The following is a 14,053-nucleotide window of genomic DNA, read 5'->3' as shown; positions in this document are numbered from 1 at the left end:
GCTGGCGCAAAAGTTTGCGCCAGTGCCCCCTGCTACTGCGCTATGCTGTTAACAATCGCCATTACCCGACAGCGCAATAGTGAAATTTCCTTCATTTCTTTGGTTACTCCTGGCGCTGCTTGGCAACGCTGCCGGTAGCAAAAATGCAGAGGCCGCGCCTGTTGCGATGCGCTGGTGTCTGGATCATTTTCCGCGCTTACACGAATTTGATGCAAAAGGCAGGACCGCGACTGGCCCTTCTGTTCAAATGATGCAAGCAATCGCAGACAGAGCCGGCTTCAGCTTAGAGCTCTCGCGTCAGACACCCATCGCCCGTTGCCTGAAAGATCTCGCTGCAGGCGACACCGACATCATGGTCAATTTGCTCTATAACGAGGAGCGTGCCAGACAGTTTATCCTGATCAGGTTCGCCTCGCGGCTGCCGGACCAGCTGTACAGACCCGTCACTGCTGCAAAACCTGTGTTACTGCTGTCGCAAATCAGCAGCATGAGCATCGTGATCGTCAGGGGGTTCCGCTTACATCACAAACTACAGAAAATTGCTGACGCGCTACCAGCCAGCCAAATTCAATACGTGGATTCGGCATTAAACGCATTGAAATTGGTCGCGATGGGCAGGACTGAAGCGGCATTGCTGTCACCAAATATTGTGAAAACTGTCTTGGACCAACATCCAGACATCGCCAGGCAATTGCAAAGCACTCAATTTCTGCACGACGATCTGCAGCCGGAGGATATTTTTATCGGTTTGTCCCGCCATCTAAAACACCCTGATACGGAACACAAGATCCGGGCTGTGCTGGCTCAAATGAAACAAGACGGTTCTTTACAACGCATTTTGGGCGATACCGTACTGTATTAACCAATTCACTACTCTGCCTCAAATCTCCAGATCCATCACAGCCCCAGCTGCAAGCCTGTGTGGCCAAACGAGGTTTTAGCGGGGTCCTCGCTTAAAACAAAAAGCTGCTGACAAAACCTTTACACTTGCATATAATGCGAATCATTCTCATATGCTTTAAGTTTTATCATGTCGCGCGGATCTGCCGGAGTTTTTTTGCTGTTGCTATTACTGCACTTAAGCGTTATTGCCGCGCTGGTGCAGGCGGATGCAGCCATTACAGAACCCAAAATCGACATGGAACCACCGAAGCTGCAGGGCATGTTGATCGCGTCTGAACCCAAAGTTGCGCCACCGCCGCCTAAAGCTGAGCCGGAACCGGTGAAACCACAGCCGAAGCCCATCACGAAACAACCGCCGCTGAAGCAGACTGCGCCCAAGCAAAAAACACCGCCGCCAGTGGCAAAAGCGGCAAGCGCAGCACCGGCTCCAGCGAGCACCAAGCCTGTCACGCGACAGGCGCCGGCCAGCAGCGCAAAAACAACCGAGCCCAGCACACAACTGCCCAGTGCCGACGCTGCAGGCCTGAATAATAAAGCACCGGTGTACCCGATGTTGTCACGCAAACGCAAAGAACAAGGCACGGTCTGGATGTTATTGCTGGTCAGTAAAGACGGGCTGGTCACAGAACTGAAACTGAAAAAAACCAGCGGTTTTGACCGGCTGGATCAGGCTGCGCTGCAGGCGGTGAAAAAATGGAAATTCCAGCCGGCACTTAAACAAGGTCAGCCGATTGATTATTGGTACGAGCTGCCACTGAAGTTCTCATTACAGCAGGGTTAGCCACAGGCTTGATTGGTGTAATTCACTACGCTCATTACACCCTACACCACGGCGAATACAGGCAAATACGGCGCAGAAAAGTCACCGCACCAAAAGCGTCGGCCACATAAGATTTTCGGGGCCATGATCCCAGATAATAAACAGGAGTACATCATGCAAGACAATCCTTATGGCATCGCGTTGTTGTGGCAACAAGGCGATATGGTCAGCAAAACCGTAGCATTTTTGCTGCTGCTGATGTCCGTTGCCAGCTGGACCGTGATTGCCCGGCGTAGCTATGCCTTATGGCAACTGCGTCGCCTGCAGCAAGCTGGCCGTGAATTCTGGCATGCCCAGAGTTTTCAGGCTGGGCTCAGCTTGTTACAGCAAGCACGGCCGGTGGATGGCCCCGGCAATCCGTTTTTTTATCTGGCTGATCAGGGCCAGCAGGCGTTAGCGCATCACAGTACCCACCGTGACGACTTACACGGCCATCTGCCATTATCCGATTGGCTGACGGCGAATTTAAAAGGCGCAATCGATGAAAGCGCTGAACAACTGCAACGGGGTCTGGCGATCTTGGCATCTGTCGGCTCGGTCGCACCATTCGTTGGTTTGTTTGGTACTGTCTGGGGCATCTATCATGCCTTAGTCAGCCTCGGCGCCAGCGGTCAGGCCAGTATCGACAAGATTGCCGGCCCGGTCGGTGAAGCACTGATCATGACGGCTTTTGGCCTTGCGGTGGCGATCCCGGCCACGCTGGCGTTTAACGCCTTTAGCCGCAGTAACAAAGGCATTGTGTCGCAACTGAACCGTTTCGCTTTCCAGCTGCACGCGTATTTCATTACCGGCGCCGCGCCAAAAGCAACGGTGTCGCATACGCACACCAACCCGATGAACGGAGCCGCCTGATGTCTTTTCACAATGATTTTGACGAGGACAGTGGCGTGATCAGCGAAATCAATATGACGCCGCTGGTCGATGTGATGCTGGTGTTACTGATTATTTTTATGATCACAGTGCCGGTGCTGACGCATTCCATTCCGCTGGAGTTACCACAGGTTAGCCACCAACCGAGTCAAACCAAGCCGGACACAGTCACACTAGCCATCACTGCCGACGGTTCTGTGTATTGGAACCGTGATAAATTGAGCCGTACTGAACTGGCACAACGACTACAGCAAGCCGCGCTGCAAACACCGCAGCCCACCTTTCAGCTCAAAGGTGATCGCGCAGTGGCTTATGAACACGTCGTGTCGACACTGGCGGCTGTGCAGCAGGCCGGTATTACTCAGTTGGGCTTTCTGACGGAACCGGGGGCTTGAGCTTCGGGTATTTGTTATCGATTTCGCGCAGTAACTCCTGCGCCATCTGCACTGTGACTTCTCTAAACCGTTGCAGCTGTTCTGGGTACATCGCAATAGATTCATATCCCGGAGCCATACTGCGGTATAGCGCTAAATCAATATCATTTAGCCGGCCCGAAGCCTGCATCATATTGATGCCTTCCAGATGCCAATAGTCACTGAAAATCACGCCGCAAATACACCAACAAACACCATTAACAATTCGGGCAGCAGCTGGTTTAGTTTCAGCCGGACTCACAGATTAGCGTGTTGTGTCTGTTGCGATTTAGCATCCACCTGTTAACTCCACCATGGCAGACCGGCAACAGCCTATCGCAGCAAAACGAAGACCTCACGCCGTTATAAATTTGCTTACAGAATTATGCTGTCACACATAAAGTTTTGAGATAGAGTCAGTTTAAAGGCTAAATCGTTGAAAGTAAGGAGCCGGCTATGGCAGAACAAGGTTCAGGCGGTAATGTAATTGCCGCATTATGCAGTGTGTTTATCCCGGGGCTGGGCCAGCTGGTACAAGGCCGCTTACTGCCAGCCATTTTGTTTTTTGTCGTCTGTATGGCCGGTTATGCCATGTGGTGGCTGATTTTTATCCCGGCGGTGATTGCGGGGCTGGTCCATCTGTGGTCGATTCTGGACGCAGCTACTTTTAAAAACCGCGCTTACTAACCAATACCCGGTATAAAAATGGCGCCCATGGCGCCATTTTTGTTGCGGTCTGTTCAGACCTTTTTAACAAATTCCGATTTCAACTTCATTGCGCCAAAACCATCGATTTTGCAATCGATGTCGTGATCACCATCAACCAACCGGATGTTTTTCACTTTAGTGCCGATTTTCACCACCAGCGAAGAACCTTTGACCTTTAAGTCTTTGATCACAGTGACGGTATCCCCATCCTGCAGCACTGAACCGGCGGAATCGCGGATCTCACGGCTACTTTCAGCCGCAGCTTCAGCGCCTGGCTGCCATTCATGACCACACTCAGGGCAGACCAGCTGCGCGCCATCTTCATAGGCAAAAGGGGACTGACATTGTGGACATGGAGGTAACTGGCTCATCGGGGCTCCGCAGCAGAATGGCTAAATAGCCTTAAAAAAAGGAGGGCTATTATAGCGGCAGTGACAAAAATTGCAGCAGAAACTGCAAGCCAGCAAAACCGCAGCTTTCACGTTACTTCGCCAACAGCACTCATCACCGCACATGTTATGCAAAGCGCCACGAAGCATTCCCGGAGATCCTACCATATCGGTTCCAGCTAGACCGCGACGCGGTTCCTGGCAATGTCACGCAACCATTGTTGTTGATCCAGCTGACTCAGACTGTCCTCCCGATTCAGCGTTTGATGCAGCTTGTCGATATCAGCGCTGACATGCGCCAGGATCTGGCTGACACGGTCCTGGAATTGTAGCGACGTCAGCACTGAACTGATCTCGTGCTGCACGTTCAGGCTACTGCTCTCCAGCTGCTCGGACGATGCCAGAATCGCGCTGGCGACTTGTTTAAAATCGCCGAGGACTTGTTGGATTGACACTTCGGAATGTTGCAAACGCTGGTCATCCTGCTCAGTAAATTGCGCGGTACGCGCCAGCGTCCGTTTGAGCATTTCATTGACGTCATCAATGCGTTTGGTGATGCGCGCGCCGGTCTCGCCAGAGCGGGATGACAAGGTGCGCACTTCGTCAGCAACCACGGCAAAACCACGCCCTTGCTCACCGGCCCGCGCCGCTTCAATAGCCGCATTCAATGCCAGTAAGTTAGTTTGTGACGCGATCCCCGCCACTTCAGCGCCCATGGTTTTCAGTTCATCGGTGATCGCCGCCAGTGCATTGATTTCATTCAGCAATTCGTCGCGGTTACTCATAGCTTCACGTAGCAAACTGACAATAGCTGTCAGATTGCGATCACTTTGCTGCACGACATCCGCGAGGCCAGTGTGCCCGCCTGTGGCAGCTCGGGACGATTGAATGGATTGTTGGAGCTGGTCATGAATGCCATGAAACTGGCTGACCAGCGCGTTGACAGCGGTTTCCAACTGCTGTGCTGCCATCTGTTGCTGGTCACGCCAAACCGGCAATACGGCTTGTAAAAACTGCTGTTGTTGCCCGAGTTTATCTTGCTGTTGTTCCTGCAGTTCACGTTTGATGTCCTGCTGTGTCACAGATTGTTGCTGTGCTTGCTCCACAGCTGCGCGAAACTGCGACCAGGCCCAAAATGCAGCGGCCAGTCCAATCACAGCGCCCGCCAGACGGACGGCAAACGTCGCTGGATTGATGAATAAAAACGTCGTCATTAATAACAGTGCGACAGCCAGAACAATTGAAGGGAGAACGGGCTGATTATCAGATTGTGCCATGGTGATTTTCCTGTGCTAACCATTTGTACCACTGCGTGTTTCTGCAGTAAGTACAGACTAGATGCCAACTAACTCTATGAACAGAATCAAGATTCGCTCCGGTGGAACGAGTTCTAATTATTAGCAGCAAATACGCAACTACAGAGAAAAAATTTTGACTGCACTACAGCTGAAGCGTCAGACCATGCAAGCACCCGGCTCCGCTTGGCTATTTCATCTGCCAATCAAGCAAATGATAATCATTCTCATCAATGCTAAAATGATGATATACTGTTGTCCCTGAATTAACTGCTTGCTGCAGCTTAGTAGCGCCAGCAAGATCTGATGGTTTCTCTGATGCTTACGACTCTCGCGCTGGTGCTGATACTGTTTTTGCCAACATTGCGGCTGCTGCAGGCCGGTTTTGACTGGTGGCAACAGCGTCAGAAATACCTGCGCCATCAACCGTCGTTACAACTGCGGGTCAGCCGGCTGCGCCGTCAGCGCCAATATCTGCATCTGACGCTGGTCAGTGCTGACGGACGGATGCTGCCTGAAGCGAAGGCTGGCCAACATATTCAGCTGTTTGGGGCTGATGCGGCCGGCCAACCAGTCAGTCGCGCTTATTCACTAGCGCAGGATTGCCGGCATAGCCATTTTTACCGGCTGGTGATTAAAGCGGAACCAGGTGGCCGGCTCAGTTCACAGCTGTTTCGCCAGCTCAAAGTCGGCGATATGCTGCACAGCAGCCGGCCTAAAGGCCATTTTGTGCTGCGAGGCTGGCGCCGACCACTGATTCTGATAGCCGGTGGTGTCGGCATCACCCCGATGATTGCGCTGGTTTATCAGGCGCTACGCAGTCGCCGGCCTGTCACGCTGGTCTATCAGACGCGCACGGCGGCAGACCTGTTGTTTCACCGTTTATTAAATCGTCTACCTGGACTGCATTATGTGCCGGTATTATCACAACCGCCGGTTGACTGGCTGGGCGGACAGGGCCGCATCAATGCCGCCCAGCTGTTGGCGCTCGGCGGCCGGCAGGCGGATTATTATTGCTGCGCCAATGCGGCGATGACAGAGCAACTGCGCCTTGAACTAGCGCGAGCCGGTGTGTCGCTGCGGTCTGAACTATTTAGTGCCGCGGCCAGCCAACAAAGTTTTTTACTGCAATATGGTGCGATCCGCACCGATTCGGCCGGCTTTCGTTCAGTGCTGGACGCGTTGAATCAAGCCGGTGCCTGCATTCCGTCTGATTGCCGCGGTGGCTCTTGTGGCTTATGCAAAAAACGTCTGCTCAAAGGTGAAGTCATCCAAATGCTGGACCCGGCGGTCCCGCTGTCCGCCGGCGAAGTGCTGACCTGCTGTGTACAGGCCAAAAGCGCCCTGCTATTAGGCGACTGAGCAGGCCGCTCATCCTGTGCAGCCCGTATTTGGTCGATTTGTAAAATAATTGTCATCTGCCTGTATTGTTCAGCCGGCATGATGCCGCCTGCAATGGTTTAACTATGCAGGAACCGATTATGACTTCAGATTTTGTCCGCAATATTCATCTGCAAACCGGTCAGCGCATGCTGGCTAAAGGCGCCAGTATGGAAGAGTTGGCCAGTCATTTTGACCGGGTAGGTTTTACTGAACGGGAGATCGCGACTCTGCTGGCCGAGTTTGGTGATTTATCGGCGAAGCTGCCTGATCAGGAGTTTGGCCACCGCCAGGTGCAGCGCTAGGGGATGTGATAGTGAGACCTGGCCATTCAGCCTGGTCTCAATGCGCTCGGCAGTAAACCTGTCCAGCGTTTCACCGCCCGGCGGAAATTGTGCTCGTCCGAATAGCCCAACCGCGCCGCCAGCTGCCGGTTCGACAGCTCTGGTTGCGACAACCAGAACAGCGCCAGCTGATTGCGTAAAACATCCTGCCATTGGCTAAAACTGCAATGTTGTTCCGCCAGCAAGCGTTTCAGCGCGGCCGGATGCAGCTGCAACATCGCCGCAGCCTCATCGGGGCTCAGCCAATCCGGCAAACGCCGCAGCTGCTGCCGGCTCAGCCATTCCAGCAAGCCGGGCTGACGCGGTAATAACTTCGCCTGCTGACAACAAATCTGCCGCCAGTGCCGGCATTCCGCCCGTTGCTCTTGCGGCAAACGCTGCGCCAATTGCGCCGAAGTCAGCTGCAACATCAATGGTGCCGAGCTTTGTTCTGTATTCTCCGAGGCACCAGCACGCACCTGACGCGCCGCACAAAGCGCCAGCACAAACTGCTGACATACCGCCAGTGCCAGTTCCTGCGCAGCCCCCATGCCGACCGCCGGCAATAACGTCATTCGCAGCGTGGCGCCTTGCCATTGCAACACAGGCAGACATAAAGGCCACAGCTGCTGGCGATAAAACCACAGATACCGCAGTGCTTTGCTAAGTGTCGGAGCCGTCAGGATCAACCGACAGACCGGGATCTGCGGGTTCAGTAATATCGCCTGCGCAATAACAGCCGGCAGTTCCGGGCTCGGTACTTTATTCAGGTTACCCAGCAGACGCTGCAGCGCGCCGGGATGGATCCGAAATTGCGGTTTTTGCAGGTCAGTTTCAAACAAAGTGGTACCGGCGAGCAGCTGATGCAGCGAAGCGCCGCGGCGTTGCGCCGCCTGCAGCAATTCCGGCACGCCATGCGCGACCAGCAGCTGTTTGTCCTGATATCCGCCCGGCCGACGCATCAGTACCACACCCTGGAATACGCCGCATGTCGCGATGACGGTTGCGTTTTTGCCTGCAACAAGGATAACTCCAGCTGTTGCAAAGCCGCCGCTGCGCTTTGGTCCTGCACCGGCTGAACCACCGTCTGTAACACCAAAGGCTCAGTGCAGATATGCTGCAGCTGGCTTTGTAAATGCTGCGCCAGCAGTTCGGCGCTGCTCGGTGGCGTGTCTGGCAGCAATACGACAAAACAGTCACCGCTGTAGCGACAAATCACGTCCTGTGGCCGCAGTTGGCCGGCAAACCAAATCGCCAGACGTTGCAGCAACTCGTCCCCGGCCGACACACCAAAATTGCGGTTGTAGCCGGCAAAGCCCTGAATATCCAATAACAGTAGCGATAAGGTCTGACCTGGCCGGCGCAATTTAATCTCGCGGTTCAGCACCGCATGCAAATACACCGGTCCGTACAGCTGCGTCAGCGGATCAATCAGCTGATGGTCGCGTAAAAAACCTTCGCGGCCCTGTAACTGCCGGCTAATCACTTGTTGTTCGCGATGCCAGCCAAACAAGCCAATGGTTAATAACACCATGCCAATCGGTGCCGGGAAAGATTCCAGCCAGCTCAACAATCGCTGCTCCGGCGGATAATCCAGCACTTCGTCAGCCAAATCTAAAGTTGCGGAAAACAACAGTAAAAAACTGCCAAAAAACAGATAGTTGGTGATACGACCCACAGGCCGGCTACTGATGATCAGGCTCAACCAGGCGCCACAGACCGCCAGCGTCACGGCTTCGCCCAGACTATCGACGCTGTCGCGCAGCGCCCAGTCTTTCAGTTCACCCTGATGAAATGCCAGCACCAGCACCGCCAGCAATAAGAGCAGGCAGACACTGAGTTTTTGCCGGTGATATCGCCACATCAAATAGGTCCTCAGCGCCAATCCTAAACATGTAAACCCCTCATTCTCGACAGCCCCTGTGACAGTGCCGTGACAGTCGGATGACAAATGCTGCCCTGACTTGTGCTGCAAAGACCCGGGTCCGCCCGGCACATGACATCGGTTTTTTGTCTGCGTAGCTGTCACACAGTCTTCGCACAATAAGCACCGGATTTTCTTCTTCAGCACTGGGAACTGTTATGACTTCTGCACCTTTGTTTCATCCGCACCGGCTCAGCCGAGCTATTTGGCTTGGCCTTTGTTTAACTGCTGCTACGACTGGCACGGCATACGCCGATGCCGCTTTGAGTGGCCGTATCACCGACAACCAGCAGCGTTTGTTACCGGGCGCTGAAGTGGTGATCCGCGAACTGAATTTAAGCCGCACCACCGCCGCCGATGGCCGCTTTGTGTTTCCGAAACTGCCAGCAGGCAGCTACACGCTGCAAGTGCGTTATGTCGGCGCGGCGCTTGCTGAGCAAGCCGTGATCATCGCGGCCGACCCGCTGCAACTGGGTGATATCAAACTACGCGCAGTCGATAACAGCCTGGAGCACGTCGAAGTGACCGGCCAGTCTGGCGCAGTCAGTAAAGCGCTGAGCCGTCAACGCAATGCCGCCGGCATTGTCACTGTGGCAAGTACCGACGAAATGGGCCAATTCCCCGACAGCAATGCCAGTGAAGCCTTACAACGTCTGGCCGGGGTATCGGTCGAGCGCGATCAGGGCGAAGGCCGTTTTGTCCGCGTGCGCGGTCTGGCACCTGATTACAACGCCGTCACTTACAACGGCACTTCGCTGGCAGCGCCGGAAGCAGGCCGCCGCGCGGTTGCGCTCGATGTGATCCCATCCGACTTACTGGAGTCGGTCGAAGTCAGCAAAACGCTGACGCCGGATATGCCGGCCGGTTCCTTAGGCGGTACTATTGAAATCAAGAGCTTATCTGCGTTTGACCGCAGCCATGACTTCTACAGCTTCACGGCAGAAGTAGGCCATAACAGCCTGGTCGATGCGCAAAGCCCGAAAATTTCCGGCGTCGCCACCCGGCTGTTTGATGTCGGCGACAACAGCGACAGCCTGGGCATCGCATTCGCCGCGAGTCTGGCCAAACGTAAATTCGGCTCCGACAATAGTGAAACCGGCGGCAAATGGGATTTCCCGGCTGGTCTTGAAGAGTTTGAACTACGCGACTATCAAATCAGCCGCGAACGCCTGGGCCTTGCGCTGAACGCCGACTACAGACCCGACAGCCTGACCGAATATTATGTCCGCACTTTGTACAGCCGTTTTACCGACGATGAGAGCCGTCAGGCGCTCATCACTGAGCTCGACAAAGCGCAGCTGGCCGGTGTCACCGGTAAAGGCAAATTGGTGCGGGAACTGAAGCAGCGTGAAGAGCAGCAAAGCATCAGCGCGCTGGTGCTCGGCACTAAACAGCAGCAAGGCGCTTATGAGTGGCAACTGGAAGCCGGCAGCAGCCAGGCTGATGAAGACACGCCTTTTAGTATTTCCGGTGCAGCCTTTACACAGAAGTTCAAAGCGGGCCTTGGCTTCCAGGGCAGCGATATGCTGCAACTGATCGCACCGGATGCGGCTTATCTGGCCGACGGTTACAACATTGACGAAGTCGAGATGGGCGAAACCTACACCAAAGAGCAGGAGCACAATGTGCGGGCCGATCTCAGCCGCGAATTTATTGCTGCCGACGGTGTCTGGCAGCTGAAAACCGGTGTGAAAATCAGTCAGCGTGAAAAAACGGCCCGTGAAACGGTGTGGGCCTTTGAAGATTTCGCCGATGCCGGCGTCAAAGCATTGAGCCTGAGCCAATACAGCAACAGCATGGTCGACTTTGCCCCTTCCCGCTTTGGTCCTGCCATCAACGCAGCCAGTATTTATAGTCTGGTCAATAGTTTAGACAGAGACGATTATATCGATGACGTCGAATCCGCTATCAACAACTTCAAAGCTGACGAGCAATTAAGTGCCGGTTACCTGATGGCGCAATGGGAAGGCGACCTGTGGCATTTAGTGGCAGGCGCGCGTTATGAGCATGAGCAACGCGACAGCAGCGGCATCCGTTATGACGGCGAACAGGACACGTTCACTGCGACTAACGCAGATACCAGCCATGGTGACTGGTTGCCGGCCCTGATCAGCCGCTATCAGCTCAATGACAATTCGCAGATCCGCGCTTCGTACAGCAGATCCTTGGTCCGGCCGAACTTTGCCCAGCTGGCGCCGGCTTATCTGCTGGAAGAAGACGATGGTGAACTGGAAGCCAGCTTTGGTAACCCAGAGCTGAAATCGCTGACCTCAGACAACCTGGACCTTGGTTTTGAACACTATGCCGACGGCCTTGGCGTGTTGTCTGCCATGGTGTTTTACAAAGATATTCAGCACTTTATTTACCAGGCCGACCTGGCTGGCAGCGCAGGCTATGAAAACTTCGCGGTGGCGGAAACCTATCGCAACGGCGACAAAGCCCGTTTAAGCGGCATTGAATTGAATGCCGTGCATCAGGTTTCCGGCTTTGGTAACTGGCTGGATCAGCTGTTGCTGTCGGCCAACCTGACTTTGACCCGCTCGGATGCCAGCCTCGGCTATCTCGATGACGGCAAATGGCAACAGCGTGATATTACGCTGCCTAGCCAGTCTGATCGTACCGCCAACATTGCGATTGGCTATGAAACCGAGGCCCTGAGCCTTCGCCTTGCTGCCAACTATAAATCGGCTTATTTAGCCGAAGTCGGCGAACTGGATGATGCGGCGTATGACGTCTTTGCCGACGACCATTTGCAGCTGGATTTTTCCAGTAAATATCAGTGGTCAGACTCAGTGCAACTGTACTTCAACATCGTCAACCTGAATGACGAGCCTTATTACGCCTATACCGGACAGCGTTATGCCAATTTCCAGTACGAACAATACGGCCGCAGCTTCGCGCTTGGTCTGCAAATCAGCCATTAAGATGGGAGCACATCGAATGAATTATCCTGTCTTCACAAACAAGGCCCGCTTTGTTTGCTCGGTACTGAGCAGCGCTGTGCTGCTCGGTCTGGCTGGTTGTCAGCAACAACTACAAACGGCGCCAACGGATGCCAGCAAGCACGGCGCTGATACGCCGCTCGCTGTGCAGCCACTGCGGCTGACCGGCACTTACAGCGCCACAGCCACTGTCGCGGATCAGGCTCTGCAGCTACGCACTGACGCCACAGCACTGCAAGTGCTGGACGCTGACGGCAAAGTGCTGGCGAGCGCTGCCGGCCGCTTTGAACGGCTGACTTTGTTACAGCAGCAAGCCGATCAACTGCTCATCACTGCCGTTGATAAAGAAACGCAACAGTTATGGCTGTGGCAGTATCAGGCAGGAGTGCTCACGCCTCGGTTCAACTACACCCTGACCAGCCGGGTCGCCGAAGACCTGTGTTTTTATCAAAGCAAAGAAAATCAGCAGCTCAGCCTGTTTGTCATCGGCGATCGCGGTGGCGCCGACCAGCTGTTGCTGCAACAGCAGGACCAGTGGCTACCACAACCTGTGCCGATGCGCGTGCTGAACCTGCCGTATGACGCCAAATCCTGCGCGGTCGATCACAGCAAAAGTGTGCTGTATGTCAGTGAACCGCAAGGTTTATGGCGCTTTAACGCTGAAGCAGAATCGGATGAAGCCGGCACGCTGATGCAAGCCCGCCAACCCTTTGGCGCCATTCAAAACGAGATCAGTGCGCTGCAGTTGCTACCTGACGGCCAGTTGCTGGCACTGGAAGCTGAACCGGCGCGGCTGCTGCGTTTTACTCCTGCCGCAGATGATAGTTTCAGTGCGACGGCATCCCCACTGTCGACTGAGCTTGCTCTGCAAAGTATGTCACTGCAGCACAACAATCAGCAGATTGCCCTGCAGTTCGCTGTTGAGCCAGCGCACTTGCTCGACGTGCAGCCGCTGCTGAGCGCGACGCTACCCATCCAGTTACAGCCGCAACAAACCGCAACGGCTGTCGTGTTTCCGCAGCTGCAGGCGACGCTGGAAACTGCGTCAACCACCACGCGCGGTGATGTGATCGACGACCCGGCGTTTTGGCATCACGCCACCAACCCGGCTAACAGCCGTATTCTAGCCACCGATAAACGCTCAGGTCTCGAGGTGTATAACCTGCAAGGGGAACGGGTGCAGCAGCTGCCGGTTGGCCGGCTGAATAATGTCGATGTGCGCTATGGTCTGCGCTGGCAGGGCAAACCACACGATATCGCCGTGGCCAGCCTGCGCAACAATAACAGCCTGCAATTGTTCGCCATTGATGCCGCTGGCCAGTTGCACGACGCCGGACAAGTCCCGACCGCACTGCCGGATATTTATGGCATGTGCCTGTATCAACCGGCGGCGGACCAGCTTTATGCCTTCGTTAATGATAAAAGTGGCCGCATCGATCAGTTCCGCCTGAGTTCAGACGGCCAGCAATGGCAAGGCGAGCTGGTGCGCACGCTCAAAGTGCCATCGCAGCCGGAAGGCTGTGTGGCGGATGATCAAAACCATCAGCTGTATGTCGGGGAAGAAGATGTCGGCGTCTGGACCTTTGCCGCCGATGCAGCAGCTCCTGTGGCCGGACAGCTGGTGATCACCGCCAACGATGAACAAGGCCCGCTGGTCGCCGACGTTGAAGGTATGGCGTTATTGCCGGCCGGCACTTTTACAACACAAAACAAACCCTTGTTACTGATCTCCAGCCAGGGCAATGACAGTTATGTGTTGTATGAAGCGACCGCGCCCTATGCATTTGTGCAGCGTTTTCGCGTCGGCACTAATCCGCAGCTTGGCATCGACGGCAGCTCAGAAACCGACGGCTTGGATCTGACCGTGAAAAGTCTGGGCCCGGCGTTTCCGTTCGGCGCCATCGCGATCCAGGATGGCCGCAACCGGATGCCGGAAGCTGGTCAAAACCTGAAACTGGTGCCGTTGCAGCAGTTGGAAGTAGTGTTGAAGCGGTAATCGTTATGTGATGAGTTTATTTCGTACGGCGGCGCTTTGCTTGCACGTACCTACTGCCCCGATAAGAGCGTAGGTACGCGCAAGCGCAAG

The 14,053-nt window shown here is 54.7% G+C and carries 14 protein-coding genes; 9 read left to right on the top strand and 5 right to left on the bottom strand.

Annotated features, from left to right (window positions below; translation table 11 throughout):
- Nucleotides 1-79: 79 nt before the first annotated feature.
- From ACFFJP_RS01485 to ACFFJP_RS01470, 4 genes are all read left to right on the top strand, one after another.
- Complete coding sequence (locus tag ACFFJP_RS01485; RefSeq protein ID WP_377239721.1) at nt 80-862, top strand: substrate-binding periplasmic protein; 783 nt, start codon at nt 80-82, stop codon at nt 860-862.
- 195 nt (nt 863-1,057) lie between these two features.
- Nucleotides 1,058-1,684 (top strand): energy transducer TonB, encoded by a 627-nt coding sequence (locus ACFFJP_RS01480; RefSeq protein WP_377239719.1) that lies wholly within the window; start codon nt 1,058-1,060, stop codon nt 1,682-1,684.
- Between the two features lie 153 nt (nt 1,685-1,837).
- Entirely contained in the window at nt 1,838-2,575 is a 738-nt protein-coding gene (locus ACFFJP_RS01475) for a MotA/TolQ/ExbB proton channel family protein (protein WP_377239716.1), read from the top strand.
- A complete protein-coding gene (locus ACFFJP_RS01470; RefSeq protein ID WP_377239713.1) occupies nt 2,575-2,988 on the top strand; it encodes an ExbD/TolR family protein in 414 nt (137 codons plus the stop codon). Before ACFFJP_RS01475 ends, ACFFJP_RS01470 begins: the two co-directional genes overlap by 1 nt.
- Here the strand turns inward: ACFFJP_RS01470 and ACFFJP_RS01465 are convergent.
- On the bottom strand, nt 2,951-3,160 hold the full coding sequence (locus ACFFJP_RS01465) for a hypothetical protein (RefSeq protein ID WP_377239709.1): 210 nt from the start codon (nt 3,158-3,160) through the stop codon (nt 2,951-2,953). The genes ACFFJP_RS01470 and ACFFJP_RS01465 overlap by 38 nt on opposite strands.
- Nucleotides 3,161-3,462: 302 nt before the next feature.
- Here ACFFJP_RS01465 and ACFFJP_RS01460 point away from each other — a divergent pair, with 302 nt between their 5' ends.
- Nucleotides 3,463-3,693 carry a hypothetical protein gene (locus ACFFJP_RS01460; protein WP_377239706.1) on the top strand — a complete coding sequence of 77 codons (231 nt, stop codon included), beginning with the start codon at nt 3,463-3,465 and terminating at the stop codon, nt 3,691-3,693.
- 53 nt (nt 3,694-3,746) lie between these two features.
- On the opposite strand, the gene ACFFJP_RS01455 is transcribed toward ACFFJP_RS01460, so the two are convergent.
- Entirely contained in the window at nt 3,747-4,085 is a 339-nt protein-coding gene (locus tag ACFFJP_RS01455) for a zinc ribbon domain-containing protein YjdM (protein WP_377239704.1), read from the bottom strand.
- 197 nt (nt 4,086-4,282) lie between these two features.
- Entirely contained in the window at nt 4,283-5,380 is a 1,098-nt protein-coding gene (locus tag ACFFJP_RS21350; protein ID WP_377239702.1) for a methyl-accepting chemotaxis protein, read from the bottom strand.
- 336 nt (nt 5,381-5,716) lie between these two features.
- Here ACFFJP_RS21350 and ACFFJP_RS01445 point away from each other — a divergent pair, with 336 nt between their 5' ends.
- On the top strand, nt 5,717-6,760 hold the full coding sequence (locus tag ACFFJP_RS01445) for a 2Fe-2S iron-sulfur cluster-binding protein (protein WP_377239699.1): 1,044 nt from the start codon (nt 5,717-5,719) through the stop codon (nt 6,758-6,760).
- Nucleotides 6,761-6,879: 119 nt separating this feature from the next.
- Complete coding sequence (locus ACFFJP_RS01440) at nt 6,880-7,083, top strand: hypothetical protein (protein WP_377239697.1); 204 nt, start codon at nt 6,880-6,882, stop codon at nt 7,081-7,083.
- Nucleotides 7,084-7,109: 26 nt separating this feature from the next.
- Here ACFFJP_RS01440 and ACFFJP_RS01435 read toward each other — a convergent pair whose 3' ends face one another.
- Nucleotides 7,110-8,063 carry a helix-turn-helix domain-containing protein gene (locus tag ACFFJP_RS01435; RefSeq protein ID WP_377239695.1) on the bottom strand — a complete coding sequence of 318 codons (954 nt, stop codon included), beginning with the start codon at nt 8,061-8,063 and terminating at the stop codon, nt 7,110-7,112.
- Nucleotides 8,063-8,965 (bottom strand): GGDEF domain-containing protein, encoded by a 903-nt coding sequence (locus tag ACFFJP_RS01430; RefSeq protein WP_377239693.1) that lies wholly within the window; start codon nt 8,963-8,965, stop codon nt 8,063-8,065. The genes ACFFJP_RS01435 and ACFFJP_RS01430 overlap by 1 nt, the downstream gene beginning before the upstream one ends.
- A gap of 218 nt (nt 8,966-9,183) precedes the next feature.
- Here ACFFJP_RS01430 and ACFFJP_RS01425 point away from each other — a divergent pair, with 218 nt between their 5' ends.
- Together ACFFJP_RS01425 and ACFFJP_RS01420 are read left to right on the top strand one after the other, a co-directional pair.
- On the top strand, nt 9,184-11,949 hold the full coding sequence (locus tag ACFFJP_RS01425) for a TonB-dependent receptor (RefSeq protein ID WP_377239691.1): 2,766 nt from the start codon (nt 9,184-9,186) through the stop codon (nt 11,947-11,949).
- 16 nt (nt 11,950-11,965) lie between these two features.
- Entirely contained in the window at nt 11,966-13,963 is a 1,998-nt protein-coding gene (locus ACFFJP_RS01420; RefSeq protein WP_377239689.1) for a phytase, read from the top strand.
- Nucleotides 13,964-14,053 lie beyond the last annotated feature (90 nt).

It is taken from the genome of Rheinheimera tilapiae (assembly GCF_042432165.1).
In the GTDB taxonomy this organism is placed as follows: Bacteria; Pseudomonadota; Gammaproteobacteria; order Enterobacterales; family Alteromonadaceae; genus Pararheinheimera; species Pararheinheimera tilapiae.
This window is presented reverse-complemented; position numbering and strand designations above follow the sequence as displayed.

What these genes read in the sequence shown, in the direction of transcription:
- ACFFJP_RS01470 (WP_377239713.1), top strand. Translation starts at nt 2,575, where the DNA reads ATGTCTTTTCACAATGATTTTGACGAGGACAGTGGCGTGATCAGCGAA.
- ACFFJP_RS01445 (WP_377239699.1), top strand. Translation starts at nt 5,717, where the DNA reads ATGCTTACGACTCTCGCGCTGGTGCTGATACTGTTTTTGCCAACATTG.
- ACFFJP_RS01420 (WP_377239689.1), top strand. Translation starts at nt 11,966, where the DNA reads ATGAATTATCCTGTCTTCACAAACAAGGCCCGCTTTGTTTGCTCGGTA.
- ACFFJP_RS01475 (WP_377239716.1), top strand. Translation starts at nt 1,838, where the DNA reads ATGCAAGACAATCCTTATGGCATCGCGTTGTTGTGGCAACAAGGCGAT.
- ACFFJP_RS01455 (WP_377239704.1), bottom strand. Translation starts at nt 4,085, where the DNA reads ATGAGCCAGTTACCTCCATGTCCACAATGTCAGTCCCCTTTTGCCTAT.
- ACFFJP_RS01425 (WP_377239691.1), top strand. Translation starts at nt 9,184, where the DNA reads ATGACTTCTGCACCTTTGTTTCATCCGCACCGGCTCAGCCGAGCTATT.
- ACFFJP_RS01440 (WP_377239697.1), top strand. Translation starts at nt 6,880, where the DNA reads ATGACTTCAGATTTTGTCCGCAATATTCATCTGCAAACCGGTCAGCGC.
- ACFFJP_RS01465 (WP_377239709.1), bottom strand. Translation starts at nt 3,160, where the DNA reads ATGATGCAGGCTTCGGGCCGGCTAAATGATATTGATTTAGCGCTATAC.
- ACFFJP_RS01435 (WP_377239695.1), bottom strand. Translation starts at nt 8,063, where the DNA reads ATGCGTCGGCCGGGCGGATATCAGGACAAACAGCTGCTGGTCGCGCAT.
- ACFFJP_RS21350 (WP_377239702.1), bottom strand. Translation starts at nt 5,380, where the DNA reads ATGGCACAATCTGATAATCAGCCCGTTCTCCCTTCAATTGTTCTGGCT.
- ACFFJP_RS01430 (WP_377239693.1), bottom strand. Translation starts at nt 8,965, where the DNA reads ATGTGGCGATATCACCGGCAAAAACTCAGTGTCTGCCTGCTCTTATTG.
- ACFFJP_RS01460 (WP_377239706.1), top strand. Translation starts at nt 3,463, where the DNA reads ATGGCAGAACAAGGTTCAGGCGGTAATGTAATTGCCGCATTATGCAGT.